This window comes from Microbacterium sp. zg-B96 (assembly GCF_030246865.1).
GTDB lineage: Bacteria > Actinomycetota > Actinomycetes > Actinomycetales > Microbacteriaceae > Microbacterium.
Genome location: NZ_CP126738.1, coordinates 520,390 through 545,667, shown reverse-complemented (window position 1 = coordinate 545,667; position 25,278 = coordinate 520,390). Strand labels below are relative to the sequence as shown.

At 66.7% G+C, this 25,278-nt stretch carries 25 protein-coding genes; 11 read left to right on the top strand and 14 right to left on the bottom strand.

The genetic code is table 11. From position 1 onward, the window contains the following. Window positions 1-8: 8 nt before the first annotated feature. Together QNO11_RS02450 and QNO11_RS02445 are read right to left on the bottom strand one after the other, a co-directional pair. Complete coding sequence (locus QNO11_RS02450; protein ID WP_257509138.1) at window positions 9-1,931, bottom strand: copper amine oxidase; 1,923 nt, start codon at window positions 1,929-1,931, stop codon at window positions 9-11. A 14-nt stretch (window positions 1,932-1,945) separates the two neighbouring features. After that, window positions 1,946-2,719 (bottom strand): hypothetical protein, encoded by a 774-nt coding sequence (locus tag QNO11_RS02445; protein ID WP_257509137.1) that lies wholly within the window; start codon window positions 2,717-2,719, stop codon window positions 1,946-1,948. A gap of 168 nt (window positions 2,720-2,887) precedes the next feature. Here QNO11_RS02445 and QNO11_RS02440 point away from each other — a divergent pair, with 168 nt between their 5' ends. From QNO11_RS02440 to QNO11_RS02430, 3 genes are all read left to right on the top strand, one after another. Next, entirely contained in the window at window positions 2,888-3,832 is a 945-nt protein-coding gene (locus tag QNO11_RS02440; RefSeq protein ID WP_257509136.1) for a Ppx/GppA phosphatase family protein, read from the top strand. Between the two features lie 205 nt (window positions 3,833-4,037). After that, the gene (locus tag QNO11_RS02435) at window positions 4,038-6,677 is read left to right on the top strand and encodes a DUF4062 domain-containing protein (RefSeq protein ID WP_257509135.1); all 2,640 of its coding nucleotides are present in this window, start codon (window positions 4,038-4,040) and stop codon (window positions 6,675-6,677) included. After that, a complete protein-coding gene (locus QNO11_RS02430; protein WP_257509134.1) occupies window positions 6,664-7,533 on the top strand; it encodes a hypothetical protein in 870 nt (289 codons plus the stop codon). The genes QNO11_RS02435 and QNO11_RS02430 overlap by 14 nt, the downstream gene beginning before the upstream one ends. 259 nt (window positions 7,534-7,792) lie before the next feature. On the opposite strand, the gene glmM is transcribed toward QNO11_RS02430, so the two are convergent. From glmM to rplM, 3 genes are read right to left on the bottom strand one after another with little or no spacing between them, the layout of a single operon-like run. Further along, window positions 7,793-9,157, bottom strand: a complete 1,365-nt coding sequence (gene glmM, locus QNO11_RS02425; protein ID WP_257509133.1) for a phosphoglucosamine mutase — start codon at window positions 9,155-9,157, stop codon at window positions 7,793-7,795. A gap of 11 nt (window positions 9,158-9,168) precedes the next feature. After that, a complete protein-coding gene (gene rpsI, locus QNO11_RS02420; protein ID WP_257509132.1) occupies window positions 9,169-9,648 on the bottom strand; it encodes a 30S ribosomal protein S9 in 480 nt (159 codons plus the stop codon). Between the two features lie 28 nt (window positions 9,649-9,676). Next, on the bottom strand, window positions 9,677-10,123 hold the full coding sequence (rplM, locus tag QNO11_RS02415; protein WP_257494842.1) for a 50S ribosomal protein L13: 447 nt from the start codon (window positions 10,121-10,123) through the stop codon (window positions 9,677-9,679). 278 nt (window positions 10,124-10,401) lie between these two features. On the opposite strand from rplM, the gene QNO11_RS02410 reads away from it, so the two are divergent. The 3 genes from QNO11_RS02410 to QNO11_RS02400 are packed head-to-tail and all read left to right on the top strand — an operon-like array spanning window position 10,402 to window position 11,852. Beyond that, the gene (locus QNO11_RS02410) at window positions 10,402-11,058 is read left to right on the top strand and encodes a hypothetical protein (protein WP_257509131.1); all 657 of its coding nucleotides are present in this window, start codon (window positions 10,402-10,404) and stop codon (window positions 11,056-11,058) included. A 13-nt stretch (window positions 11,059-11,071) separates the two neighbouring features. Further along, a complete protein-coding gene (locus QNO11_RS02405) occupies window positions 11,072-11,644 on the top strand; it encodes a PRC-barrel domain-containing protein (RefSeq protein WP_257509130.1) in 573 nt (190 codons plus the stop codon). Window positions 11,645-11,675: 31 nt separating this feature from the next. Then, window positions 11,676-11,852 (top strand): CsbD family protein, encoded by a 177-nt coding sequence (locus QNO11_RS02400; RefSeq protein ID WP_257509129.1) that lies wholly within the window; start codon window positions 11,676-11,678, stop codon window positions 11,850-11,852. Window positions 11,853-11,943: 91 nt separating this feature from the next. Here QNO11_RS02400 and QNO11_RS02395 read toward each other — a convergent pair whose 3' ends face one another. Together QNO11_RS02395 and QNO11_RS02390 are read right to left on the bottom strand one after the other, a co-directional pair. Further along, complete coding sequence (locus QNO11_RS02395) at window positions 11,944-12,099, bottom strand: hypothetical protein (protein WP_257509128.1); 156 nt, start codon at window positions 12,097-12,099, stop codon at window positions 11,944-11,946. 16 nt (window positions 12,100-12,115) lie between these two features. Further along, window positions 12,116-12,472: a DUF222 domain-containing protein gene (locus tag QNO11_RS02390; RefSeq protein WP_374113818.1), complete on the bottom strand. Its 357-nt coding sequence runs from the start codon at window positions 12,470-12,472 to the stop codon at window positions 12,116-12,118. Window positions 12,473-12,525: 53 nt separating this feature from the next. Between QNO11_RS02390 and QNO11_RS02385 the strand changes: the two genes are divergently transcribed. Further along, the gene (locus QNO11_RS02385; RefSeq protein WP_257509126.1) at window positions 12,526-12,729 is read left to right on the top strand and encodes a hypothetical protein; all 204 of its coding nucleotides are present in this window, start codon (window positions 12,526-12,528) and stop codon (window positions 12,727-12,729) included. 2 nt (window positions 12,730-12,731) lie between these two features. Here the strand turns inward: QNO11_RS02385 and QNO11_RS02380 are convergent, their stop codons facing one another. Continuing rightward, the gene (locus QNO11_RS02380) at window positions 12,732-13,514 is read right to left on the bottom strand and encodes an SGNH/GDSL hydrolase family protein (protein ID WP_285169645.1); all 783 of its coding nucleotides are present in this window, start codon (window positions 13,512-13,514) and stop codon (window positions 12,732-12,734) included. A gap of 160 nt (window positions 13,515-13,674) precedes the next feature. After that, window positions 13,675-14,478 carry a CPBP family intramembrane glutamic endopeptidase gene (locus QNO11_RS02375; protein WP_285169644.1) on the bottom strand — a complete coding sequence of 268 codons (804 nt, stop codon included), beginning with the start codon at window positions 14,476-14,478 and terminating at the stop codon, window positions 13,675-13,677. 73 nt (window positions 14,479-14,551) lie between these two features. Here QNO11_RS02375 and QNO11_RS02370 point away from each other — a divergent pair, with 73 nt between their 5' ends. From QNO11_RS02370 to QNO11_RS02355, 4 genes are all read left to right on the top strand, one after another. Then, entirely contained in the window at window positions 14,552-15,172 is a 621-nt protein-coding gene (locus tag QNO11_RS02370; RefSeq protein WP_257509123.1) for an arsenate reductase/protein-tyrosine-phosphatase family protein, read from the top strand. A 54-nt stretch (window positions 15,173-15,226) separates the two neighbouring features. Next, on the top strand, window positions 15,227-16,732 hold the full coding sequence (locus QNO11_RS02365) for a tyrosine-protein kinase domain-containing protein (protein WP_257509122.1): 1,506 nt from the start codon (window positions 15,227-15,229) through the stop codon (window positions 16,730-16,732). Between the two features lie 8 nt (window positions 16,733-16,740). Next, on the top strand, window positions 16,741-17,646 hold the full coding sequence (locus tag QNO11_RS02360) for a hypothetical protein (RefSeq protein WP_257509121.1): 906 nt from the start codon (window positions 16,741-16,743) through the stop codon (window positions 17,644-17,646). Between the two features lie 236 nt (window positions 17,647-17,882). Continuing rightward, window positions 17,883-19,268 carry a sugar transferase gene (locus QNO11_RS02355; RefSeq protein WP_257509120.1) on the top strand — a complete coding sequence of 462 codons (1,386 nt, stop codon included), beginning with the start codon at window positions 17,883-17,885 and terminating at the stop codon, window positions 19,266-19,268. A 187-nt stretch (window positions 19,269-19,455) separates the two neighbouring features. On the opposite strand, the gene QNO11_RS02350 is transcribed toward QNO11_RS02355, so the two are convergent. The 5 genes from QNO11_RS02350 to QNO11_RS02330 form a co-directional block, all read right to left on the bottom strand. Beyond that, window positions 19,456-20,817: a hypothetical protein gene (locus tag QNO11_RS02350; RefSeq protein WP_257509119.1), complete on the bottom strand. Its 1,362-nt coding sequence runs from the start codon at window positions 20,815-20,817 to the stop codon at window positions 19,456-19,458. A gap of 26 nt (window positions 20,818-20,843) precedes the next feature. Further along, window positions 20,844-21,470, bottom strand: coding sequence for a hypothetical protein (locus tag QNO11_RS02345; protein ID WP_257509118.1), 627 nt, complete (start codon window positions 21,468-21,470; stop codon window positions 20,844-20,846). Window positions 21,471-21,949: 479 nt separating this feature from the next. Then, window positions 21,950-23,170 (bottom strand): oligosaccharide flippase family protein, encoded by a 1,221-nt coding sequence (locus tag QNO11_RS02340; protein ID WP_257509117.1) that lies wholly within the window; start codon window positions 23,168-23,170, stop codon window positions 21,950-21,952. Beyond that, on the bottom strand, window positions 23,170-24,210 hold the full coding sequence (locus tag QNO11_RS02335) for a DUF6625 family protein (RefSeq protein WP_306817317.1): 1,041 nt from the start codon (window positions 24,208-24,210) through the stop codon (window positions 23,170-23,172). The genes QNO11_RS02340 and QNO11_RS02335 overlap by 1 nt, the downstream gene beginning before the upstream one ends. Next, complete coding sequence (locus QNO11_RS02330; protein ID WP_257509115.1) at window positions 24,140-25,270, bottom strand: glycosyltransferase; 1,131 nt, start codon at window positions 25,268-25,270, stop codon at window positions 24,140-24,142. The genes QNO11_RS02335 and QNO11_RS02330 overlap by 71 nt, the downstream gene beginning before the upstream one ends. Window positions 25,271-25,278 lie beyond the last annotated feature (8 nt).

Here is a 25,278-nt window from a genome sequence, read left to right as displayed (position 1 = left end):
CACGGGGGTCAGGAGGCGAACACCGCCTGCGTGTGGCGCCGCCGCTTGATCAGCAACGCAGCCCCGATCAGAAGCAACAGCACGCCTCCGAGCGCGGCACCGCCGGCGGCGAGTGTGCCGCCGGTGATGGCGAGCGCTCCGGCCGCGGACACCGTCACATCGACGGATGCCTCAAGCCCCGAATCAGCGCCGACGGCGACGATCCGGTGCGCGCCGCTGGGGGCCGCGGCGGGAACGGTGAGGCTCCCGGACACCGCCCCTGCGGCGTCGGCGGTCAGCGTTCCGACGGCGATCGGGTCGGAGTGCAGGGTGACCTCGATCTTCTCGCCGGGGGTGAAGCCGGAACCGGTCAGCCGGAACGATCCGCCCGCGGTGAGGCTGGTCGACGACAGCGCGATGCTCGCACCGGTGTCGGGCTCGTCGCTGTCGCCACCGTCTTCGTCGCTGCCCCCGTCGCCGCCACCGTCACCGGGCGCTGCCGGGTCGGTCGGGTTCGGGCTCGGCTCCGGGGTGCCCGGCGTGCCCGGCGTGCCCGGGGTCTCCGGGGTCTCCGGGTTCTCCGGCGTCTCGGGCTCGACGACCTCACACGGCGACTCGTCGGTGTGGATCTCGCCGCCGGGGTCGCCGTTGATGCACGAGCGGCCCGACGGGGTGCCCATCGACTGGCTCGTCCAGTCGCGCGGCATGATCGAGAACGACTGCCAGTGCGTCTGCATCGGGCTCTGATCCTCGTCGCGCACGACGTGGTGGAAGCCGCTGTTCACCCAGGCCACCGGGTCGGTGAGAGCTTGACCCGCAGCGGTGGCGGCGTACTCGATGAGGTTCTTCTCGGCACACGCCGGGTTGAGGTTGTTGGTGGCGTACTCCTGGCAGGCGTTGTAGTTGGTGAACGTCAGCAGGGGCTGGGTCACCGGGTCGCCGGCGTACAGCTGCGAACCGGGGAACACGAACTCGTACGAGCGCTCGTGGCCGTCGGCGTTGAGGCTGTTCGGAGCGAGCACCCGCCACCAGGTGAGGTCATCGACCGGCGCGAGATTGGCGGGGTTCGTGATCGTCGTGGCGGTCGTGTGCATCAGCGGCACCTTGACGCCCTGCTCACCGAGCTCGGAGTCGTACTGCTCCACGGCCATCGCGTTCTGCCCGTCCAGACCGAAGTCCAGGCGCCAGATCGCGTTGTGCCAGTGGGATGCCGCCAGCGCGGTGTCGCCGGCGCCGATCGGCCAGCCCGTCGTGGCATCCGCGTCGAAGTCCTCATAAGAGACGTCGCCGGTCGCGCCCAGGTCGAAAGCGATGCCGCCCTCGTCGGTGAACTCGATCTTGGTGGCGTACTCGTACCAGTCGACCTTGGAGATGATCTGCAGGCTGAAGCCCTGGCTCTCGGCGGTGAACAGCGGTGCGTCTTCGATGGAGCCCCACGTCTGCTCGTGCGAGCGGTACGCCATGGGGCTCGTGGTGTCGGTGATGCACAGCGCCGGGATCGTGCGCATGTACGTCGTGGTCTCACCGCGGCGGGTGGTGCTCCACGTCTGCGCGACGTCCCGCAGGGCACCGTCGCCGCACTCCGCGGCGCTGAGCTTCTGCAGGTACTGGTTGCCGAACCCGTAGGAGGTGATGTCGTTCCACAGGCTCTTGCCGGTGTCGTACGGCACGTGCAGCTGGCCGAGGTAGACCGAGTCGAGCACGCGGCGATACGCCGTCTCCTGAGGCGCCTTGACCGCGACCTGCTCGAGCACGAGGCCCTTCTTGCTGTCGACGCGCCAGCACATCTGCCAGGACGTGCCGTTGTCGAACGACTTCTCGATGAGCGCGTCACCGGAGCAGTTGATGGGCGGGGGCGCGGCGGTGGCCGCGGTCGCAGGGACGATGGCGAGGCCGGCGGCAGCGACGAGTGTCGTCACGCCGATTCCGATCGCGCGGGAGAGCTTCTTCACGGGGGACGCGCCTTTCATCGGATGCCGATCACGGACCGGGTGGACAGGTCGACGACGAATGCCGTCGTGTCGAGGTAGCCGCCGCCGGGAACGCGGAACTGCATCTCGACGCAGCGGTCGATCGCGCAGTGCTCCCCGCCGACCGATCCGGCATCCGGCACGAACGAGCCGCCGCTGACGCCGAGCTGATCGATGGATGCCAGTGCGTCGCCGGTGATGGCGGTGAACTCTTCGCGAACGGCCGCGCTGGCGGCCTCATCGGCCAAGAACAGCGAGAACGCGAAGTCGATCTCGTCGGCGCTGGGCGGCGGCTGCACTCCTTCACGCGACGAGCTGTCGATGACCGCGGTGGTGAGGTTGACCGACTGCAGGATCGCCTTGTTGGACGTGTAGTCGTACAGGACCACGTCGACGATGCGGTCGGTCTGGTCGACGTCTCGGGTGGCGACGTCGATGGAGAGCACCTGCGGGGCGTCGGAGCCGTCGACCGACGTGACGCCGTCGGGCAGGCTGTCCCCCGCCGTGGCCAGGTGCAGCGCGTAGCTGAGCTCGTCCTGGCTGAGCGCGTCGCGCGCGGCGCCGAGCACGGGCTTGTCGGTCACGACCGCCACCTCACGGGTATCGGGGGCCTCGGCGCCGGTCGCGCCACTGACGGCGGGGATGGCGATGAAGCCGGCGACGATCGCCGCCGCGGCGAGAGTCGCGCCGCCGACGATCGCGTAGGGCGCCTTGTTCTTGCGTGTGGCGTGGGGGGTGGTGCTCGGGGTACTGCTCGGTGGTGATTGCACCGGACCTCCTGGAGGCATGGACAGTGTGGATTCGCTGTGTGCGAGCGATCCGACGCTAGCGACGCGCTGTTTCGCGATGCCCCGGCGCGATGTTTCGGCGAGGTAACTCGATGTGGGACACCGGGTGGGCGCGCCATCCGCACGCCGCTGCCCCACTACGCTTGCCACGTGCGCCTCGGAGTCCTCGATATCGGTTCGAATACGGTCCATCTGCTGATCGCGGATGTGATCCCCGGCGGCAGGCCCCATGCGACCACCAGCAAGCGCACCGTGCTGCGGCTGATGCGCTACCTCGAGCCGGATGGCTCGATCAGCGACGAGGGCGTGACCGCGCTGGTGAACGCGGTCAGTGAGGCACGCGATATCGCGGCTCGCGAGAACGTCGTCGAACTCCTCGCGACGGCGACCAGTGCCGTGCGCGAGGCCAAGAACGGCAAGAAGGTGATCGCGCGCATCGAGGAGGCCCTCGGGCAGGATCTGCAGGTGCTCGGCGGCGAGACCGAGGCGCGGTTCACGTTCCTGGCGGTGCGCCGCTGGTTCGGGTGGTCCGCCGGCCAGATCCTGCTGTTCGACATCGGCGGCGGTTCGCTCGAACTGGCCGCCGGCCACGACGAGCTGCCGGAGGCTGCGGCATCCGTCCCCCTGGGGGCCGGACGCATGACGGTGAAGTACCTGCCGAACGACCCGCCCAGCGAGCACGACGTCGACCGGCTGCGCGATCACGCGCGCAAGACGCTCGCGCCGGTGGCCGAGGTGTTCAAGACGATGCCGCGGCCCGACCACGTGGTGGGGTCGTCGAAGGCGATCCGGTCGCTGGCGAAGCTTGCCGGGTATCCGGTGCCGGGGTGGTCGGGCATCGAGCGGTGGGTGCTGCCGCGTTCGGCGCTGAAGGCGTGGATCCCGCGGCTGGCCCGCATCCCCGCCGAGGCGCGGGAGGCCCTGCCGGGGATCACGGCGGACCGCACGTTCCAGATCGTCGCGGCTGCCGTGGTGATGCACCAGGCGATGAAGGCGCTCGACGTCGAGGAGCTGGAGATCAGCCCCTGGGCCCTGCGCGAGGGCGTGCTGCTGCGGTACATCGAGTCGCTGTCGTGGAGTGCCCCCGGCGTCTGACGGCTGCCGAGTGAGTATTCGTCCCCTCGAGTGAGTATTCGTCGCGGCGAGTGAGTATTCGTCGCGCCCGACGCGAATACTCACTCGCCAGCGCGAATACTCACTCGGCAGCCTGAATACTCACTCGGCAGCGTGCGGGGTGGTCATCGAGCGCCGCGGCACCCGGCCCCTTTACTCGCGAACGCCACGGCGGGAGTATCACTTCATGGATGCCGCGAAACCACAGATTCGCACGCCCGATCAGCGCATCCGAGTCTTCATCAGTTCCACGTTGAGGGAGCTCGAGCCTGAGCGCCGCGCCGTGCGCGCCGTGCTCGAGCGGCTGCACCTGGCCCCGGTGATGTTCGAGCTCGGCGCCCGGCCCCACCCGCCGCGCGCCCTGTACCGCTCCTACCTCGAGCAGAGCGACATCTTTATCGGCCTGTACTGGGAACGCTACGGCTGGGTCGCCCCGGATGAGAAGATCTCCGGCCTCGAGGACGAATACCGTCTCTCCACCGCCCTGCCGTCGCTGATCTACATCAAGGAGCCGGCCCCGAAGCGCGAGGAGCGCCTGTCCGGCCTGCTCGACGCCGTCCGCTCCGATGACCGCACCTCGTACAAGTCATTCCACACGCCCGAGGAGCTCGCCGACCTGGTGCTCGCCGACATCGCGACCCTCCTCGCCGAACGCTTCGACGCGGCAGAGGCCGCAGCGGCGCAAGTCGCAGCGGCCGAGGCTGCGGCCGCCGAAGCCACAGCAGCCACCGTGTTCGACCCATCGCCCACCGGCTCGCTCTCGATCGTCGGCGCGATCCCGGCACCCTACTCGTCGCTGGTCGGCCGGGAGACCGAGATGGATGCCGCCCGCGCGCTGCTCGCACGCCCCGGCGTGCGCATCCTCACGCTCACCGGACCGGGCGGCGTCGGCAAGTCGCGCCTCGCGATCGAGCTCGCCCTGGATGCCGCGACCTCCGGCCGCGACGTCGCCTTCGCGGCGCTGGAGTCGGTCACCCGCCCCGAAACGGTGATCACGGTGATCGCCCGCGCCCTCGGCGTGCGCAATGTGGGCGACGAGCCGCTGGCGTACAAGGTGCAGGCGGCGATCGTCGACCGCGACGTGCTGCTGGTCGTGGACAACATGGAACACCTCATGGCGGCATCCGATGTGCTCGTCCAGTTGGTCAGCGGCGCGCCCCGGTTGCAGCTGTTGGTGACCAGCCGTTCCCCACTGCGGCTGCGGGCGGAGCAGGTCTTCGAGGTGGGGCCGCTCGAAACCCCCGAGCCCGACACCGACAACGAGATCGCCGCCTGCACTTCGGCCGTGTCGCTGTTCGTGCAGCGTGCGACGGCGGTGCGGCCGTCGTTCCGCCTGACGCCGGAGAACACCCCCGCCGTGATCGCGATCACCCGGGTGCTCGATGGAATCCCCCTCGCGATCGAGCTGGCCGCCGCGCGGGCGCGCATCCTGAGCCCGCAGCAGATCCTCGCCCGCCTGGATTCCGCACTCACCCTGCTGGTCGACGGCGCGCGGGACCTTCCCGACCGGCAGCGCGCGCTGGCCCGCACGATCGAGTGGAGCGTCGATCTGCTCGACGAGCGCTCCCGCACCGCGCTCGGGGTGCTCGCCCCGTTCTCCGGCTCCTTCGCCCTGGCGACCGCCGAGCACGTTCTCGCGAGCGCCGGCGTCGACGACCCGTTCGACGTGCTCGAAGCTCTCACCGACGCCAGTCTGCTCAGCCGCGTGGATGCCGGCGAGATCCCGGCGTTCCGGCTGCTGGGCACGGTGCGCTCCTACGCGCTGGGCATGCAGCCGGCCGACGAGGCCGAGCGCAACGTGCAGGGGTGGATCCGCGCCTACCTGTCGTTGGCCGAGGATGCCGGCGACGGTTTACGCGGTTCCGATCAACTGGAGTGGCTGGCACGGCTGGAACTGGAGATCGACAATCTCGCCGCCGTCATGCGCACGCTGCTGAACAGACACGAATTGGATGCCGCAGCCGAGTACGCCTGGCACCTGTACCTGTTCCTGTGGATCGCCGGCTACCTCGGTCTCGTGGCGGGCTGGATGGCGGAACTGCTGGCGGCCGCCGACCGCGAGGACATCGCCCTCACTCCGCGCAGCCGGGCGATCGCGCTGTACTACGTCAACGCCGTGCGCTTCTGGCAGCAGGACGACTACGACCCCATGCCGGGGCTGGAGTCCAGCCGCGACCTTTTCCACGAGGTCGGCGACGAGGACGGCGCGGCGCTGGCGGGGGTGTCGGTGGGGCTCGCGCAGCTGGCGCGGGTGCCGGTACCCGACGTCGCCGCCGCGACGGACGAGCTCGAGCGCAGCTACGCCCGGTTCCAGCATGCGCAGGACACCTGGGGGCAGGCGATGTCCCTGGTGATGCTGGGGCGTCTCGATCTGGCCACCGGCTCCCCGGAGTCCGCCCGGTCGCGCTTCGAGCAGAGCCTCGCACTGGCGCAGGCTCAGGGCGAGCGGCTCGGCATCGTCATCGCGCAGAATCACCGCGGCTGGGCGAGGCTGCTCAGCGGGGATGCCGACGGGGGCACGGCCGATTTCGTGGCATCCTTCGAGCTCTCCGTCGCGCTCGGTCACGACGACGGCACGGCCTACGGCCTGGAGACGTTCGTGGCAGTGCAGGCAGCGGCGGGCAACGCGATGGCGGCGGGGCTGCTGCTGGGCGCGTCGCAGCGACTTCGCCGGCGCACTGGTCTGGGCAACCGGGGCGCGTTCGACTACCACCTGGCGCCGCTGCAGGCGCTGCGTGATGCGGGGAAGGGTGAGGAATTGGATGCCGCGGTGTCCGAGGGCCTGGAGCTGACGGTGGCGGAGGTGCTCGACCGTGTCCGGCCGTGACTCTCTTCGCCCCACGTCCGACCGGGTGTTCGCGACGACCCGGTGGGTGGCCGTGGTCATCATCCCGTTCCTCGTCATCGCGGCGTTCCTGCTCTATGTGTTCCCGACCCGCACCGGCGAGCTGTTCGCCTGGCCGATCGATCCCCCGCTGACGGCGTATCTGCTCGCATCGGCATACGTCGGCGGGGTGTGGTTCTTCCTCCGCGTCGCGACCACGAGACGGTGGCACCGGGTGTCGCGCGGGTTCCCGGCGGTGGTCGTGTTCGCAGGTCTCCTGCTGATCGCGACGCTGCTGCACCTGGACCGGTTCTCGCAGAACCTGTCGTTCTACACCTGGCTGGTGCTCTACGCCACGACACCGGTCATCGTCGCGGTGCTGGCAGTCGTGCAGCGGCGGGAGGATCCGCACGTGCCGGAACCGGCGGATGTGACCATCCCCCGCGCGGCGCGCATCGCGCTGGCGGTGATCGGTGCCGGTGCGCTGTGCGTGGGGCTGTTCGCGTTCATCGCGCCGGCCGCGGCGGTGGAAGTGTGGGCGTGGCAGCTGACCCCGCTCACCGCGCGGGTCACTGGGGCGGTGCTGACGCTCACCGGGGTCGTGAACGCGGCGATGCTGTGGGATTCGCGGTGGAGCGCGTTCCGCGTGCTCTTCCAGGCGCAGCTGCTGAGCCTGGTGGCGATCGGGCTGTCGCTCATCGTGCGCCGGGAGGATCTGCTGAGCGAGCGGCCCGCCGCGCCGCTGTTCGTCGCGCTGATCGTGTGCGCGCTGCTGGCATACGGCGGGCTCACGGCGTGGTGCCAAGTGCGACTGCGCCGCGCGCGGGCTGCGCGGACGCGTGTCGGGGCCGTGGCCTGAGCCGGCGGGCGGATGCCGCGCGAATACTCACTCGGGAGCACGAATACTCACTCGGGAGCACGAATACTCACTCGGGAGCGGAGAGAGCCGGCCCCCAGCGGCGCGGCCCTCTCGCGGCTCCGGCGCTTGTGCACGAGCGCGGATGCCTGACGGCGCGGGGTAGCGAGATCGAGCGTGGGGGGATTGCCCGATCAGCGCGGTTCCGAAGCCGTGTTAGGACAGTTGTACCGCATCCAGAACGATTGGCGTAATTGGCCGGTCAGACGCGCAGCGCGAGCCGTTTCTGCACCACGGCGGCGAGGTCTGCGGCGACCGCCGACGCGGTATCCGCGGTCTCGGCTTCGACCATCACGCGCACGAGCTGTTCGGTTCCCGACGCGCGCAGCAGCACCCGTCCCGACAGTCCGAGCGACGCGGTCGCGGCGGCGAGGGCCTCCTGCACGGTCGCGTCGTCGTTCACCCGAGTGCGGTCGACGCCGGTGACGTTGATCAGCACCTGCGGGTACACGGTCATGACGGAGGCCAGCTCGGCCAGCGTCCGGCCGGTGCGTGCCATCTCGGCGCACAGGTGCAAGCCCGTGAGCAGTCCGTCACCGGTGGTGGCGAACTCGCTCATGATGACGTGGCCGGATTGCTCGCCGCCGAGCGAGAACCCGCCGGCGGCCATGCGCTCCAGCACATAGCGGTCGCCGACACCGGTCTGCTCGACGTGGATGCCGTTTTCGGTCATCGCACGGTGCAGACCGAGGTTGCTCATGACGGTCGCCACGAGGGTGTCGTGCTTGAGACGGCCGCGTCGCTTCATCGACAGCGCGAGGATCGCCATGATCTGGTCGCCGTCGATGATGTTGCCGGCGGCGTCCACGGCGAGGCAGCGATCGGCGTCGCCATCGTGCGCGATGCCGACGTCGGCACCGACACGTACCACTTCACCGGCGAGCACGTCGAGGTGAGTGGAGCCGACGCCGTCGTTGATGTTCATGCCGTCGGGGTCGGCGCCGATGACCGTGACGCGGGCGCCGGCATCCCGGAACGTTTCGGGTGAGACTCCGGATGCCGCGCCATGGGCGCAGTCCAGCACCACGTGCAGACCATCCAGGCGATACGGCAGCGAGCCGAGCAGATGCACGACGTAGCGGTCTTCGGCGTCGGCGAACCGGCGAATGCGACCGACAGCGCCGCCGGTGGGCTGCAGCTTGGGGCCGGACATCGCCTCTTCGATGCGCGCCTCGACGTCATCGGGCAGCTTCGAGCCGCCCCGGGCGAAGATCTTGATGCCGTTGTCGGGTGCGGGGTTGTGCGAGGCCGAGACCATCACGCCGAAGTCGGCGTCGCGGTCGGCAACGAGGAACGCCGCCGCCGGGGTCGGCAGCACACCGGCATCCAGCACATCCACGCCCGACGAGGCGAGACCTGCCGACACCGCGGCCGAGAGGAACTCCCCCGACATCCGAGGGTCGCGCGCGACGACGGCGGTGAGCCGCTTGCCGGCCCTGCGCCGAGCCTCGGCGATACGCCCCTGGCCCAGGACGACGGCAGTCGCCTGGGCCAGGGAGAGCGCGAGGTCGGCGGTGAGGGGGCCGTTGGCCAGCCCCCGCACACCGTCCGTACCGAACAGCGCCATGTGCGGTCGGATCAGCGCTTCGAGTACTGAGGCGCCTTGCGGGCCTTCTTGAGACCAGCCTTCTTGCGCTCCTTGACGCGAGCGTCGCGCGAGAGGAAGCCGGCCTTCTTCAGGGTCGGGCGGTTGTTCTCTTCGTCGATCTGGTTGAGCGAGCGAGCGATGCCGAGACGCAGCGCGCCGGCCTGGCCCGAGGGGCCACCACCGGAGATGCGGGCGATCACGTCGTAGCCACCGGCCAGGTTGAGCACCGTGAACGGGTCGTTGATCAGCTGCTGGTGCAGCTTGTTGGGGAAGTAGTCCTCGAGCGTACGGCCGTTGACCGTGATGGTGCCGGAACCCGGAACCAGGCGCACGCGGGCGATGGCCTGCTTGCGGCGGCCGACGGCCGCACCGGGAACGGAGAGCACGGGGCGCTCGACGGTGGCCTGGGTGGCCTCGTCAGCGGGCGTCTCGGTGGAGTAGTTCTGCGGGGTCTCTTCGATGTTCGCCATCAGTTTGTCCTTAAATCTGAGGGGGCGCTTACTGGGCGACCTGGTCGAGGGTGTACGTCTTGGGCTGCTGTGCCGAGTGCGGGTGCTCGGCACCGCGGTAGACCTTCAGCTTCGACAGCTGCTGGCGACCGATGCTGTTCTTGGGCAGCATGCCGCGCACGGCCTTCTCGACGGCGCGCTCGGGGTTCTTCTCGAGCAGCTCCTCGTACGCGACGGACTTGAGGCCGCCCGGGTAGCCGGAGTGGCGGTAGGCCCGCTTCTTCTGGAGCTTCTGACCCGTCAGCGCGACCTTGTCGGCGTTGACGATGATGACGAAGTCACCGGAGTCCATGTGGTTGACGAAGGTGGGCTTGTGCTTGCCACGCAGAAGCGCGGCAGCGTGCGATGCGAGGCGGCCGAGGACGACGTCGGTTGCGTCGATGACCAGCCACTCGCGCTGGATTTCGCCAGCCTTGGGGGTGTAAGTGCGCGTCACGATAGTGCTGCTTTCTTGTGTCGAACGGAGGAGTTCGTGAATCCCACTCCGGGGTGGTTCGATCCCGATGCGGGTCGAACACGCCAGTGGAGGGCTCACGTTCGCGGTACCCACCAGCAGGCAGCAGGCACCAAAGAGGTAGTTTAGCACGCCACCCCTTCGGTCGAAGATCGAGGCCATCGGATGCCGGCGGGCGCGAGATCCGCGTGAGGTTACGCCTCCGGTTCGCCCCTGGCAATCCCCTGGGTGCGCGCTGCACCGCGGGTTAGCGTCGACGCATGAGCTCCGCTGACCCCAGAGAGCCGGGATCCCCGGTGTACGACCAGAACTCCACTAGCGCCGCCGTGCCGGTGGAGTCCCAGCACACACTGCAGCGCGATGTGCACGAGCGCGAGAAGGAGCGCTTCGGCGGCTTCAAGTTCGGCGCCGCGTTCTTCGGCTGGCTGACCGCCATGGGGGCCACCGTTCTCCTCACCGCATTGGTGGCGGCCGTCGGCGCGGCCGTCAGCGGGTTCGGATCGGGCACCACCGTCGATGACGCCGTGGATGCCGCCACCGATAACACCGAGACCGTCGGCGTGGTGGGTGCGATCGTCCTCGGCTTGGTGCTGCTGATCGCGTATTTCGCCGGCGGCTACGTCGCCGGGCGGATGGCACGGTTCAGCGGGCTGAAGCAGGGCCTGGCCGTGTGGATCTGGGCCGTGGTCATCGCGATCATCGTCGCCATCATCACCGCGATCGCCGGGAGCCAGTGGAACATTCTGGGCAACCTGCCGGGCCTTCCCGCCATCCCGGTGACACCCGAAACGGCAACGCTCACCGGCATCCTCACCGCTCTCGGGGTCGCCGTCGTGACGCTGGTCGGTGCGCTCCTGGGCGGAGCGGCTGGCATGCGCTACCACCGCCGGGTCGACCGGGTCGGTCTCGGCCGATAGGAGAAGACGTCACATGATCAGCGCACACAACATCGCAAGCCTCGTCGGACGCCACGTCGTGGACGTGGAGGGCAAGAAGGTCGGCTCTGTCGGGCAGGTCTTCGTCGAGCCTCGCACCGGGCGGCCCAACTGGGTGACCGTGAAGACCGGCCTGTTCGGCACGTCCGAGACCTTCGTGCCGCTGGATCAGGCGGACGAAGTGGAGGGCAACCTGCGGGTGCCGTTCACGAAGGACGCCGTGAAGGACGCTCCCCGCTTCGATTCCGACGGCGAGCTCAGCCGGTCGCAGGAAGACGAGCTATACGCCTACTACGCCGACCATGAACCGCGCCGCGACGACGTCCGCGATGGTGGCGAGAACGACGATCCCGACGCGACGCAACCACACGCGCAGGATGCCGGCACGCAGTCCCCGCAGACGGCGCAGTCCGCGCAGACCGGCACCATGCGGCTGCGCAAGTACGTGGTGACCGAAGAGGCGACGGTGACCGTCCCGGTGACGCGCGAGGAAGTGCGTGTCGAGTGGGTCGGCGAGGCCGAAGAGGCATCCGCGCCCGAGGAGAACACCAACCCGACCGACCGCTGATGCGGTGACAACCCCAACGAGAGGAGAGCCCATGGCACTCGGAGATGACATCAAGCACGAAGCCGAAAACCTGAAAGGCAAAGCCAAGGAAGGCACAGGCAAGGCGACCGGCGACAAGTCGCTGGAAACCGAAGGCCACGTCGACCAGGCGAAGGCCCAAGGCAAGAAGGCAGTCGACGACGTCAAGGACGCCTTCACCGACAAGTAGCCTTCAGCAAAAACAGCGATCGCTCCCCCAGCGGGGGCGATCGCTGTTTGCGTAACGGGGCCGGTCAGGCCGGGACGAAATCGAACCGCTTTCACGCCCCGCGGCGGGGCGTGCGATCCGGATCGACCCAGCGCGGCGGGATGAACCAGACGTCGGCGCAGCTGCCGTCGCGTTCGATGAGCGCCAGCTTCTGAGCCTTGGCGAACAGCCGCTTCTTGCGACCCAGTCGAGAATCTCGCTCTGCCAACCGAGCACACAAGGGATCACGCCCTGCCGGCGGCCATGCGCCGTGCGGTGCTGATGGAGATCGGCTGGGTGAGTCCATCCTCCTCCCGAGGCGCCACACCGTCGGGGTCGAGCCAGGCCTCGGCACGAGCGATGATCTTCGCGAGCTGGTCGAGGGTCAACCCGGGCGCCTGCTCCACCAGGATCTGCTCCACGGCATCCGTCTGGTCACGCCCGGCCGGCAGCACCACCTTGTTGAGCATGCTGATGATCGCCGCTGCGGCGGCCGTGCCGATGGCGCCCGCCTCCACTGCAGTTGCGACATGCGGATGCCGCGCCGGGGCGTGTTCACCCGTGACCAGCAGCCGCGGTGCGGTGGCTTCGCCGACCTGCACGAGCCGAGCCGCCTCGGACCCGAGCCAATCGTGACGCAATCGAGGCTGCCGCGATGGCGGCACCTAACGTCGTCGCGTTCATCGACCCGATCAAGGGGGGATGGATCACCCCCGAGAACCGAACGACCTACGTGCTCAACGAGTCCGGTTCGTTCTCTCATCTGAACGAGGCAGGGCACGCGTATTGGTCGCATCGGGTGGCGACGAAGATCCTGCGGGTCGGGCCTTCCGCGGCGCTGCCGTGGCAACTCAGCTGACCTTATGGATGCGGGAAGTGCTCGGCGAAGGCAGCGCTGATCCGATCGCTGAGGAATGCGTGGCCGAGGTCGTTGGGGTGCGTGCCGTCTTCGCCGATGAACTCGGGGTGGCCCGAGAACCACCCCGAGTCGATCGGGTCCACAAACGGTAAGCCCATCTCGACGGCGGCGTCGCGGACGCCATCTCGGGCCTCGTACATGTCGGGGGTGACTGGCCATGCGGGCGAGGCTGGGCCGATCACCAGGATTCGCACACCTGGGGCGCGGTCTTGCGCTGCCTGAAAGGCCGTGCGGGCGGCGGCGCGGACGGCCAGGTATCCGGCTCCCGAGTCATTCACCGATCCAAAGAAGACGAGGTTGCGGGTGTCGACGGGGAGGGCATCGACCCGCGTGGTGAAGTTACTCGATCCGTCGGGAGTCTCGCGAGTTCGGGCGTAGCCCGTGCCGCCTTCGTGGTAAGTGGTGATGGTGAACTCCTCGCGGAGGAGGGCCGGCCAGCGCGCGCCCTCCCCGGAATCCATACCAGAGCCACCGGTGAAGGAGTCACCGATGGCGGCGACCGCGGGCAACTGGTCAGCTTCGCGCCCGAAGTCGAACGTCGGATACGGGCGGGGCGCACTCGTCGCCAAGGAGGGCGGTGGCTGATAGTTCACAGCAACCCACCCTCCCAACGCGATCACCAGAGCAGCGACGCCCACAAGACCCCACAACGGCATCCCGCCATACTCCTGCCGCCAGAACCCGTCCGGCTGGCTATGACTGCGGCGACGTCGCATCTTCCCCATGCGGACGATCCTACGGGTTCATAGCTCACGCACAGCCCCGCCCAGTCCACCTATTGCCCGCAGATAGTCCAGGCACTATCTCGCTCAGTGAGGGCCTGTTGAGGACAGCCTGTCAGGCATCGCCGAGAAACTCGCCGCGGGGCCTCCGTGCGTCGATGCCCTACGCCGCGAGCGTGCCGACGACTCCCAACGCGATGAAGCTCGCGTTGTAGAAGAGGTGTACCAGCATCGCCCCCCAGATGCGCCCGGTCAGTAGCACGAGCAGGGCACACGCAAGGCCGACGGCCCCGAGCGCGACGGAAGCATCCACCGTGAGTGTGCCGCCGATCGAGTGCACCACGATGAACAGCCCGGTCGACACCAGCGCCGCGGCTGCCCCAGCCGCGACCCCGCCGAAGGCGTGGCGCAGCGCGGTATACACGGCCACGAGAATAACGGCGCGGAAGAAGAACTCCTCCAGCACCGGCGCCACAAGGATCGCAGGCACCGCTTCGGTCCACAGCCACGACGCCGGCAGGTGCCCATCGACCGTGGTGAAACTCGGGAACGGCGGCGGAGTACCGGCCGCAGCGTGCACCCACCCCTGCATCAGTCGCAGCAGCATTCCGAGCGCGACACCATAGAGCGCGTCGATGGGGCGCAACTTCAGCAATCCGACCGGCCGCGAGCGTTGAAATGCGATGACCACCGGAATGAGCATCGACAGCCACAGGATAAAAGTGCTCAGCGGCGCCGCCCATGGCGTCGTCGGCAGGAGCCACGCGACCGCATATCCCAAGAGCACCCCCGCGCCTAGGCTCAACAATGCCCATGCGGCGAGCATTTCGCGCCACTTCTGCACGGTGTGCCCGCCCAGCCGCCAGTCGGTTCTGCGGCGCCGCGGGACCGCGTCGGATCGAGCCGGACGAGCCGACGAAAATTCCTGCGCGGGCGCGTCCGTGACGTCGCTAGGCTGATCGGGCACGGCCTCACGTTACCGGGGCCGTCCTCGCCCGCACATCCACTCGCCATGACACCCCCACCCGGGAGGTTCCGCAGTGTTCGAAATCCTCACTGTGTGCACGGGCAACATCTGCCGTTCACCCCTCGCCGCGCTGATGCTGCGCACGCGCTTGGCCGACCTCGATGGAGTCGTCGTGCACAGTGCGGGCACGCACGGCCTGGCTGACGCCGCCATGACCGATGAGGCGGTCGAGTTGGCGCTCGCCCGCGGCGCCCTGCGCGATCACGCTGCGGCGCATCGCGCGCGGTTCCTCACCGAGCAGCATCTGGCGAGCCCCGACCTGATCCTCGCCATGGCGCGTGAGCACCGGCGAGCGATCGCCGAACTCGCACCCGCACGGCTGCGTTCCACCTTCACGGTGCGCGAGTTCGCTCGCCTCGCCGTCACGCTCACCGATGAGGAGCTGACCGACGCAGCCGACGCAGCGAGCATGACAGATGCCGCGGCGCGCCTTCGCGCGGCAACCGCCCTCATCGCCCGTCAGCGCGGACTGCTGCCGCCGCTGCCCGACCCTGCCGATGACGATGTAGTCGACCCGTTCCGGCGGTCGTGGAAGACATACGAATTGTCGGCGTCGCAATTGGACCCCGCAATAGACGCGGTGGAACGCGTGGCGAGGCTGGCCGCGGTGGGAATCGCTGTTATGCCAGACTGAGAAAACACCCCGACAGACTCGCCCGTCCCCCGGCGCGATGCACCGAGAGGCATCATGGAGCTCAGCGACTACATCCGCATCCTCCGCAAGAACTGGGCCGTGATTCTGGTTGCGACTTTGCTGGGGCTCAGTGGCGCGGCAGCCTATTCGCTCACCCGAACGCCGATTTATGAATCCTCGAGCACAGTATTCGTCTCCACGCAGACGAGCGGCACAGTGGCCGAATTGCAGCAGGGTTCCAGCTTCACGCAGGCCCGTATCAATACGTATGTGGGTTTGGTCAAGACGCCGATCGTCATGAACCCGGTCATCGCCGAACTGGGTCTCGGCATCACTGCGGGCCAACTCGGACAATCAGTCACCGCCAGCGCGGCGCTCAACACCACACTCATCACGATCACCGCCGAAGACGCCGATCCGGTGCGTGCCCCGGAGATCGCGAATGCGCTCGCTGCGGCACTGACTGCGGCAGTGGATTCGATCGAGCCCACGGGCGAGTCGGGCATGAGCCCCGTGAAGTTGTCACGGGTGAGCGATGCACAGCCCGCGATGTCACCAGCCAGCCCAAATGTGCCGCTCAACCTGGCGTTGGGCACGCTGGTGGGCCTGGCCCTGGGCCTCGGAATCGCCGTGCTGCGGACCGTGCTCGATACCCGCGTGCGGACCTCCCGCGATATCGAGCAGGTCACCAAAGCCCCCATGATCGGCGCAATTGCTTTCGACCCGAAGGCAAAAGAGCGGCCACTCATCGTGCACGCCGATCCCCTCAGCCCACGCGCCGAGTCGTTCCGGGCGCTTCGCACCAACCTGCAGTTCCTCGACATGGGCGGGCGAGCGAGCTTCGTCGTGACGAGCTCCGTGCCCAGCGAGGGAAAATCAACCACCACGATCAACCTCGCCATCGCCCTCGCCGACGCCGGCAAGCGCGTCGCCCTGCTCGATGCCGACCTGCGCAAGCCGAAGGTGGCCGAGTACCTCGGCATCGAAGGCGGCGCGGGATTGACCGACGTGCTCATCGGTCGAACCCGTGTGGGCGACGTGATGCTGCCGTGGGGTGGCCGCAGTCTGTACGTGCTGCCGGCGGGCAAGATTCCCCCGAACCCGAGCGAACTGCTGGGATCCCGCCAGATGCAGCAGCTACTCGAGGTGCTTGAGCGCGACTTCGACGTGGTGCTGTGCGACGCTCCCCCGCTACTGCCGGTGACCGATGCCGCCATCCTCGCCCGCGCCACGAGCGGGGCCATCGTCGCCGTCGCTGCCGGTCGCACAACGCGCCATCAGCTGTCGGGTGCGCTCGAGGCACTGGAGACCGTGGGGGCGAAGGTTGCTGGCGTTGCCCTGACAATGGTGCCGACACGCGGACCCGACTCGTATTACGCCGGGTACGGCGGGTACGGCGGGTACGGCTACATCCAGAAGGACACGGCGAAGAAGGCCTCTCGCGGCCGCAAGCGCAAAGCCCCGCTCGCTCCCGCGCCGACCGTGCCGACAGTGGAGCAGGTAGGGCGTCGTTCCACTCAGGGTCAGCCGACGGCCGCGCGCCGCCCGGTAGCGGAGTAACCCCACTCATGGCACGCCGCCCGCCCGGTGTAACGCGCACGAGCCGCCTGCTCGCGGTGGCCGCCGTGGCGTTGCTCGCTATTGGCTCGTCTGCGCTGGCCGCCGCTGCCCTGCAGCACGGCAACCCCGATACCCCGTCGGGCACGCCCGCGCCAGCGCCCACGTCTGACCTGGGCGCGGAAAGCGGGGTGCCGGAGACCCCGGCAACGGTATCGCCGGCGCCCGCGCCGATCGCAGATGCGCCCAGGGCGGATGAGCGCTTTCTTTCGGTCGGCTCGGGCGGCATGTGGCGCGCCACCGCTGGCGAGTGTGGAGTGACCCCGCCACTCGTGGAACGGTCGACCGACGGCGGCCACACCTGGACCGACGTGACGCCGCTCTACCGCGGCATCGGGCAGGTGCGCGGCCTGGATACGTTCGCTGGAACCGAAGCCGAAATGCTCGCCCATATGGGCGATGCGTGCGACCTCGAGCTCTTGCGCACCTTCACTCAAGGCCGCTTCTGGGAGCCCTATCCCGACGTTCTTCCAAATGCGACCTACCTCTCTCCGGTAGACCGCGGTGTAGTCGTGACCCCTGATGGCGAGATCGATGCGCCGTGCGATGATGCGTGGGGATTGCGCACCTCGGCGGACCTTGTCGCGCTGATCTGCGAAGGAATCGCCTACCGGCTCATCGACGACGAATGGACGTCGCTCACAGATGCCTCTGCGGTCGCACTAGCCATCTTTGACGACGCCGTGGTCGTGGCGCACTCCGATGCCGCGTGCCCCCAGCTGGCTGTCTCGCGGCTGGGCGCCGAACCAGCGCTTGCCGGCTGCGTGGACGCTGCGGATAGGACGGCGGCAGCGCTGGCGGTGAGCGGTGACGGTCTCCTGGCCTGGTCCGGCGACCGGTTGATTGTGGTCGGGTGAGTCGCTGTGATTCCTGGCGTCGTAGAGCCGTCATATGCGACTGATAGGTTTCCCTACGGCAGTATGACAATTCGTATGGGCGCGAAGGGGCAAGCTTGAGGGCGAATGATCAAGTCAGGTCGTCCGATGTCGTGCGCTCCTTTGTCTCCCACGTAATGCCGCCTCGCAAGTCCACCCCGGCGATCGACCGTTGGCGTGAGCACTACAGCCGTCGACTATGGCTAACGGACACACTTGTGCTCACCTGGATCGTATACGGTACTCAGATCGCCTGGTTCGGCCTAGGCAATGTGGAGGTCACCGTCCGCGCCGACAGCCGGCTGAGCGAAGTCTCATACTGGGCGTTCTCGGCGATGCTGGTCCTCCTATGGATGTGGATGCTGAGCTTGTTTGACACCCGCGACTCGCGCATCATCGGGAGCGGCCCGACGGAGTACACCAGTATCATGCGAGCGAGCATGGCGCTCTTCGGCGGCATCGCAATCGTCGCGTTTCTAACCCGGGTAGATGTAGCACGCGGCTACCTTCTAATTAGCCTGCCGTTCGGCATGGGGGTACTTCTCTTCGTGCGGTGGCTCTGGCGGCAGTGGCTCGTCGCCAAGCGATCTGTGGGTGAGTATTCCGCCCGTGTGCTGCTGGTGGGCTCCCGCCAGTCAGTGCTCGATATCGCGGCCGAGCTGGTGCGCGCGCCCAGCAGCGGTTACCGCATCGTGGGGGCGTGCGTGCCTGGGGCAAGCGAGCACGAAACGCTCGCGGCAACGACAATCCCGATCGTGGGAGACGTGAGCGCTGTAGATCACGCCGTCGCCGCCACGGGCGCCGACACCGTGATCGTCACGAGCACGGACGAGCTTCCTCCAAACAAGGTGAAGCAGATCTCGTGGGGCCTAGAGGCTGGCCGTCAGCACTTGGTCATCGCGCCGAGCATCATGGACGTCGCCGGTCCGCGCATCCAGACACGACCGGTCGCGGGCCTTCCCCTTATCCACGTTGAGACGCCACGCTTCAGCGGCGGTCAGCGGGTGGTGAAGCGCGCCATGGACCTCGCCGCGTCGATAGTCGGCGTCGTCGTCATTAGCCCCCTGCTCGCGTTTTTCGCAGTCGCCGTGCGACTGTCCAGCGAGGGTCCGGTCTTCTTCCGCCAGAGGCGCATCGGCCTCGGGGGGCGGGAGTTCACCATGCTGAAGTTCCGCACGATGGTGGTCAACGCTGAGGAGCTCATTGACGAGCTCCGCGACCAGCAGCGCGACAGCGGCAACGAGGTCCTGTTCAAGATGAAGGACGACCCTCGCGTTACTCGGATCGGCCGCATCATGCGGAGGTTCAGCCTGGACGAACTGCCCCAACTGTTCAACGTGATTGGTGGATCGATGTCACTCGTCGGGCCACGCCCGCCGCTTCCCCGCGAGGTGGTGATGTACGAGCAGCACGTTCACCGTCGCTTTCTCTCGAAGCCCGGCATCACCGGACTGTGGCAGGTGAGCGGCCGCTCAACTTTGAGTTGGGAGGACTCGGTTCGACTCGACCTATCCTACGTCGATAACTGGTCCCTTGTGAGCGACCTGGTCATTCTTGCCAAGACCGTGAAGGCGGTTCTCGCTCCGGGCAGCTCTGCGTCCTAGAACGACTTCCCAGCGCGTCACGAGTATGACAACGTCCTCGGGTTCGTGACCTGTGTGGTGATCGCCGGAGAGGGTACTCAGTGGTAGTTGAGGCTGCCAACTCGGTGCCTGCGCTGCCAGTCAAGCCAAATCACCCTTGTGCCCAGCGAGGAGCGACGGCACTTCGGTTAGGGACCGACAACGCGAGTTAGGCGCGGCGGGGCTCCGCGATAATGCGACGAGAGGATCGCCTACTTGCGCGCCTAATCAGAAGCACAAATACGAGTATGGCAAGAAGCGTGCACTGAAGGGCGATCCAAAGCTGGGACACCGGGTTTCCGCGCACGACCGTGGCAGCAAATGCCACCACCGCAAGGAGGAGGAGCACGCGAGCGGCGGGGGGGGCCACCGCCAACTGGTAAGGGACAGGCGCAGCGAGCAGCCCCAGCAGGAAAGAACCCAAGAATACGAAGACGAGCCCCCCGTCGACGAGCAGCGTACCAAAGACGCTAGGGACGGGACAGTACAACGCCCCACAACCCGCGCCAAATGCCTCCGTCAGGAGCATGTCGCTCCACTTCTCGCCCGGGGCAATCCCACTGGGCAGCATGACAAGAAACAGTTCCCCCAGCGTTGCCTGTCCATGCCCGTAAGGTATTGCATCGCCGAGTCTCGGTCCAAAAAAGGAAACGTAGTTGAACATTTCGGTGTCGTACGACAAAAAGAATGCGTCGAAGACTCCAGTCAGACCGGACTCACCAACGTACTCGTAAAGGGAGCCGAGGAAGTCATCGCTGCCTCTCACCCTTGATCCCGCACTACGGACAAAGGGAATAGACGCGAGGATAACGAAAACCAGCACCACCGCGACGAGGTAGCGCACCCTTACCCTACGAAACCACAGGATACGGGCTGCGCCGGCAACCCCAACGATCAGGGCCGGAATCAGGAAACGACGATTGCCCAGCGCGGTGGGTGGGATGATGGTCAATGCAATGACGACCCAATACATCAAGTTTTGGCGGGGCATGTAGCGCGCGGCGCCCTCCACCGTGAATCGCACCGCGGCGACCACGAGAGCGGCCACCACGGGTAGCGCGGGTACGACAACCGGGACCCCTGCGGCAGAACTGGAGATCTGACTAGTCCTACCACCAAACATCGCGACGAAGGCCGCGATGCCGCCCGCGAATTGCAGGGAGAGCGCGAACCAAACTGCGAGGATCGCAATTGCCGCAACAAAGGACTCGCCGACGGCCGAGCCCAGCCCCGTTTCGGCGCGCTCAACTCCCGTGTTGTCTCGCACCAGCCTGCCCACCAAGGGGAGGCAGACTAGTGCGCCCATCACCACCCCGACGGTGGCCACAAGACCCACCGTCGTCGCGAACTGAACGCCACTAGATATGTCGTATCCGTAGAAATCGAAAGTCGCGGTCTGCATCATGCGCAGAGGACGAACACCGAAGATCGCCACGAGCAGGAGAATCATCACCGAAAGCGGGCTGAGGAGGTATCCCACACGCAGTCGCGTGTAGCCCAACCAGAAGGCGAGGCCGATGATAATGACCAAGCATGCCGATGTGGCGCTCCCGCCCATTATCTGTGCTCGGTTTCTCGGTGCGGAGCGTCAGTCGTGGCGGATCGACCACACTCCACCATTCGGCGAATGTCTTGTAACTGAGCAGCAACCTGAGACGCTGCCTGAGCCACAGCCGACCTGATTTGCTTCGTCGCCGCCTCAAACTGGTGCCGGGCAGGGAGCATGTCGAGCGATTCCCCTCCTGCCGGCACCACCACCAGCGGCGCCCAGACCTGCAGCGCACCTGTGACCTTGTCACCCGCGTCGGACCGGACGATTGGAAACGCGCCCTCATTGGCGCCTATTATGGCGGCGTGCAACCGATCCGTGAATACGAACCGGCTGCTCGAGTAGACCATCCTCACTCGCCGCAACTGACCCTCATAGGGAGCGTCCGTCCACGCAGAATGCGCGATCTGGTGCGCTTCCGCGAGGCGCTCATGCTGTTCGCCGTCACGGGCAACTTGAGTCACCAGGACCGGCTCAAGCTCGTTCGTGCGGCACCAGTCGAGCATGCTTGTCATGAACGCGTTAGACGGGATCCGGTCAAACCTGAACGAGAACGCTGCTAGCGGGCGCGCAGCCGTAACGCACCCAGCCGCTGCGACCGCGATGTCGGGCACAATCCCGTGCGAAGCGGTCACGAACGCACTCGACTCGGCGTCCCTGACGTAGCCGGCGGTGTGTACTCGCGCGGCAACTGCCATAAGCCGTGTACCAGCCCGGCTCTTACCCCCCCGGTAGGAGCGACCAATCGCGAGCACGTGACCGGAAGTAGTGCGAACCAGGAGAGTCTGCAGGAGATTCGCTACATCCACAAGCGCGGCTCTAATCGTCGTTGCCGCCACCACTGGCCCGGGAGAGAGCAGCAGGCACACTTGCCCCCGGACCGTTCCCCGCAACACGGCGAAACCGAATGCCCGCCGCGAACGGTACGTGCGAACGAAGGCCGTCGCGGGCCCGAGCGCACCCACGAAATCTGGGGGGGCGTCCCCGACGAGAAGGTGAATCTCATCGCTCCATTCGCGCGCCCACTGGAGCGCGGCTCTCCGAATCTCCAGGTCCCCGAGGTTGTCGTACTGAGCGACCGCACTAGCGAAGGTGATCAGCTTTCGGCGTGTCTTCAAGACCGCCCCCTCTTCTCTCGACGACGCCATCGGATCATCCCGTAGGACAAGATACCGGCCTGAACGAGGTACGAGAATCCCAAGCCCATGGCGGCTCCCGCTGCACCACTCAATGAAGCCCCTACAAAGGCCATCACGAGGCAAACAGACGACATTGCGATCGCTGCAGATCCGACGATGCGGGTCTGCCCCACCCCCTGCAGGATGGAACCGAGGACGGATGCGACAGCCGCGAACGGCATGCTGGCCATTACGATCTGGACCGGCACTACTGCCCCCGCATACGCGGCGCCGAGAACAAGAGTGACCACCCACGGCGCAATAAGCACCCCAAATGCGTACACCGCTGACGTGGTGAAGACGACCAGAGCTGCGGGCTTCGCTGCGGGGGCCAGTCCCCGGCCTTGCGCCCTCAAACGCGAGACCGCCGGGAGCAGAACGGTCGCCATTGCGGTCGGGATGATCCGGAACGGAGACGTCAATCGGCTGGCGGCCGCGTAGAACCCTGACGCGAGCGGCCCGCCCGCCGCCGTGACCACAGCAACATCCAGGTTGCGAATCTGAGTGCCGACGGTATTCAACCAGTAGGGCCAACTCCCCCTGATCAGCGCGCCGAGCGGGACGGGATCTGATCCAAGTTCTACCGCTCTTGTCAGAGCAAACGCACTCAAGCCGGCGGCTAGGGAGCCGATCACTGTTGCGATCGCCAACCCGGCCAGGGCTGGCGCGCCCACGGCGATGCTAGCCAGGAACGCTGCAAGAGTGACTAACCTGCGGAGGTTCATATTTCCGACGAATATCTTGGCGTTTCCATCGGCGAGCGCGAGCGTTGCCCGGAGATCCGCATACCTATCGATACTCGTCGCCACTGCCAGCCCGACGAGCGCTCCAGCTTCCACGCCCGAGACCGCAGACCACGCGACGGCGAGCACCGTGAGCACGGCGGCCATCACGATGGAGGACCACAGGTTGAAACGCAGCGCTGCGGACACGACCCCTGACGCGGGGTCCGATGCGCGCACCGCGGTCATGTGAGAGGTCACGCCGAGGTCTGTCAGCGCGTGCATGAGCAAGAAGATGCCAGTTAGCGAGGCCACCACGCCGAACAAAGCGGGGGTAGCCACACGCGCAAAGAGGGCAAGGGTGACGGCCTGAAGTAAGGCGCCCATGAAGCGCCCTCCGGAAACCCAGAAGAACTGCCCTGAGATGGAGCGCATCAAGTGGACTTGGAATCTCGTTTGTATGCTCGTAGCGCCGCCACGAGCCTGTTGCGCGCATTGCGCGCTCTCGTTCGGAACCACCGGTACCGAAAACGCGCGGACCCGTGCAACCGACGGAAGCGGGCGCGAGGCGTCCCGACCTCCTCCAGATACGTCCGGGCGTCGACGATCTCCGCATCACCCACCACATAGTCGCCTCCCTCGGGGGAGGGCCTGACATTCAAGCTCCGTCGCTGAAAGTGGATCAGCAGCCCTTCTCGAATCGGCACGAGAGAGCGACGGTCGCACTCGAATACCTTTCCATCCATCCAGATGTACGCGTATCTGCCTCTCCGGGGGGAACTGTTGGCCCGGGTCGAGAATGCGTCGGCGTTGAGGTCGAAGATCACGTCGTCGTTCCACAGGCTGACGTTCTCGGCTCGAATGATCGGATGAATACCGAGCCACTCATCAAATCGTCGGGCAGCAGGATCACTCATCACGACTTCGAACGACGCAATGTCAGGGCGCGACCGGTATAGAGAATTGATTGCGGGAGAGTTTCGATAGAGCGAGAAATTGCCTCGAATAAGCACCTTATCGTGCATGGAAAGCACGTCGGGCGTGAGAAATTTCCTCACATCACCGAAGATAACATCGAGGTCGCAATGGCCCCAGAAATCGTAGCCCTCCACATACTCCGCAAAGAGTTCTCCAAAAGAGGGACGGAGGTCACAGATCTTGTAGGGGCGCCCCAATATGATGCCAGCACCAAGCCGCGCTTGCACCAACTCCCGGAACCCTTCCCAGTGGATCGTCACAATTCGGACATTGGCGGGCGCGAAGCCAATTTCTTGGTCTGTGATTAGCAACCAGTCAACCGACGCGTTCCGCGCAAGAGATTCGAGATGCATCGAGAAATATGGCGGGAGCGGGCCGAAATATACCGAGACAACAATGATGCTGTGCTGGTCACGGGGGCCCAACTTATGCCCCAATCCGAGGGCCCGATGATGCGATTGGGGCGGAGTCGCTCTGCAACATGCGCCGCACCCCATCCGCAAAGTGCTCGACCATCGCCTCAAGGGACGGGTAGTCCCACCTTGTCCCAGCCGCACCGTCAAAGGTTTCTTGGCTCGAGACGTCAGCTATCACGCGAGCGAGCGCACTGGGGTTGCCGGGGACCCTGAACACCGAATCGCCCTCATTCAAGTACTCGATTTCGGGGGCGTGGTATGGCCAATCTGCGGTGACGAGCGGACGACCCGAAACCAGCGCGTCCACAGCGATGAGGCCGACTCGCCCTGGATTGACGATGACACTGGCCGAGCGGAGCAGGAGCGCCTTTTGCTCCACGTCGACGCGGCCGAGCAGCCGCACTTGGCCGCGCGCCTCTGCCCGGCTCAGACGCGAGGCCGCATCCCCAGTGCCGCCAATAACGACACATATTCCTGGATCGATTTCCCACAAGTCGTCGAGGGCGGACTCAAGGAGGTCGATGCGCTTACTCTCGTCCAGGCCGCCGATGTACGCAGCCACCGTTCGGGAATTCAGTTGGAGGCGAGTACGAAACGCCTCGATGTCCGCTGTTGAGACCCGGTCGAGCGCAGAGGCCAAGGACCTTGTGTCGATGCTGTTCATTACTGTTGTGACTGCCGCGGGATCGGCACCATGATCAATGGCGTATGCGGCCCCGCTGGGAGTATACGCAAACACCTCGTCAGATCCGCGAATGAGTTGGCGCTCGATGAAGGCATCCACCGGGTTCGGTGGTGCGGTGTAAGGAGCGATATGACCCCAGACGCCGACTTTACGCCGCCGCTGAAGGAAGACCGCGACATTAGCGTCAAGTGAACTACCCATGAGTGGCACAATCACCGCATCGGCCTTGGCCCAAACCTTGCGCGTGTAGGTGAGAACGATCGATCGACGTCCCAACCTTAGAGTTCGCGCCGGACGCGTTGTCACCCAGGGCGGTCGAGCGGCGTCCCCGCGCGCGGCTTGCGATCCTGTTGGCTCGGAGCACACGACGCGCAACGCTATGTCGTCTGTCCGCAGGGCGTCAATCAGCAACTCAAAGAAGGGCACCCTGTAGTCCGGAACGTAGGGTTGCACCACCCACACTT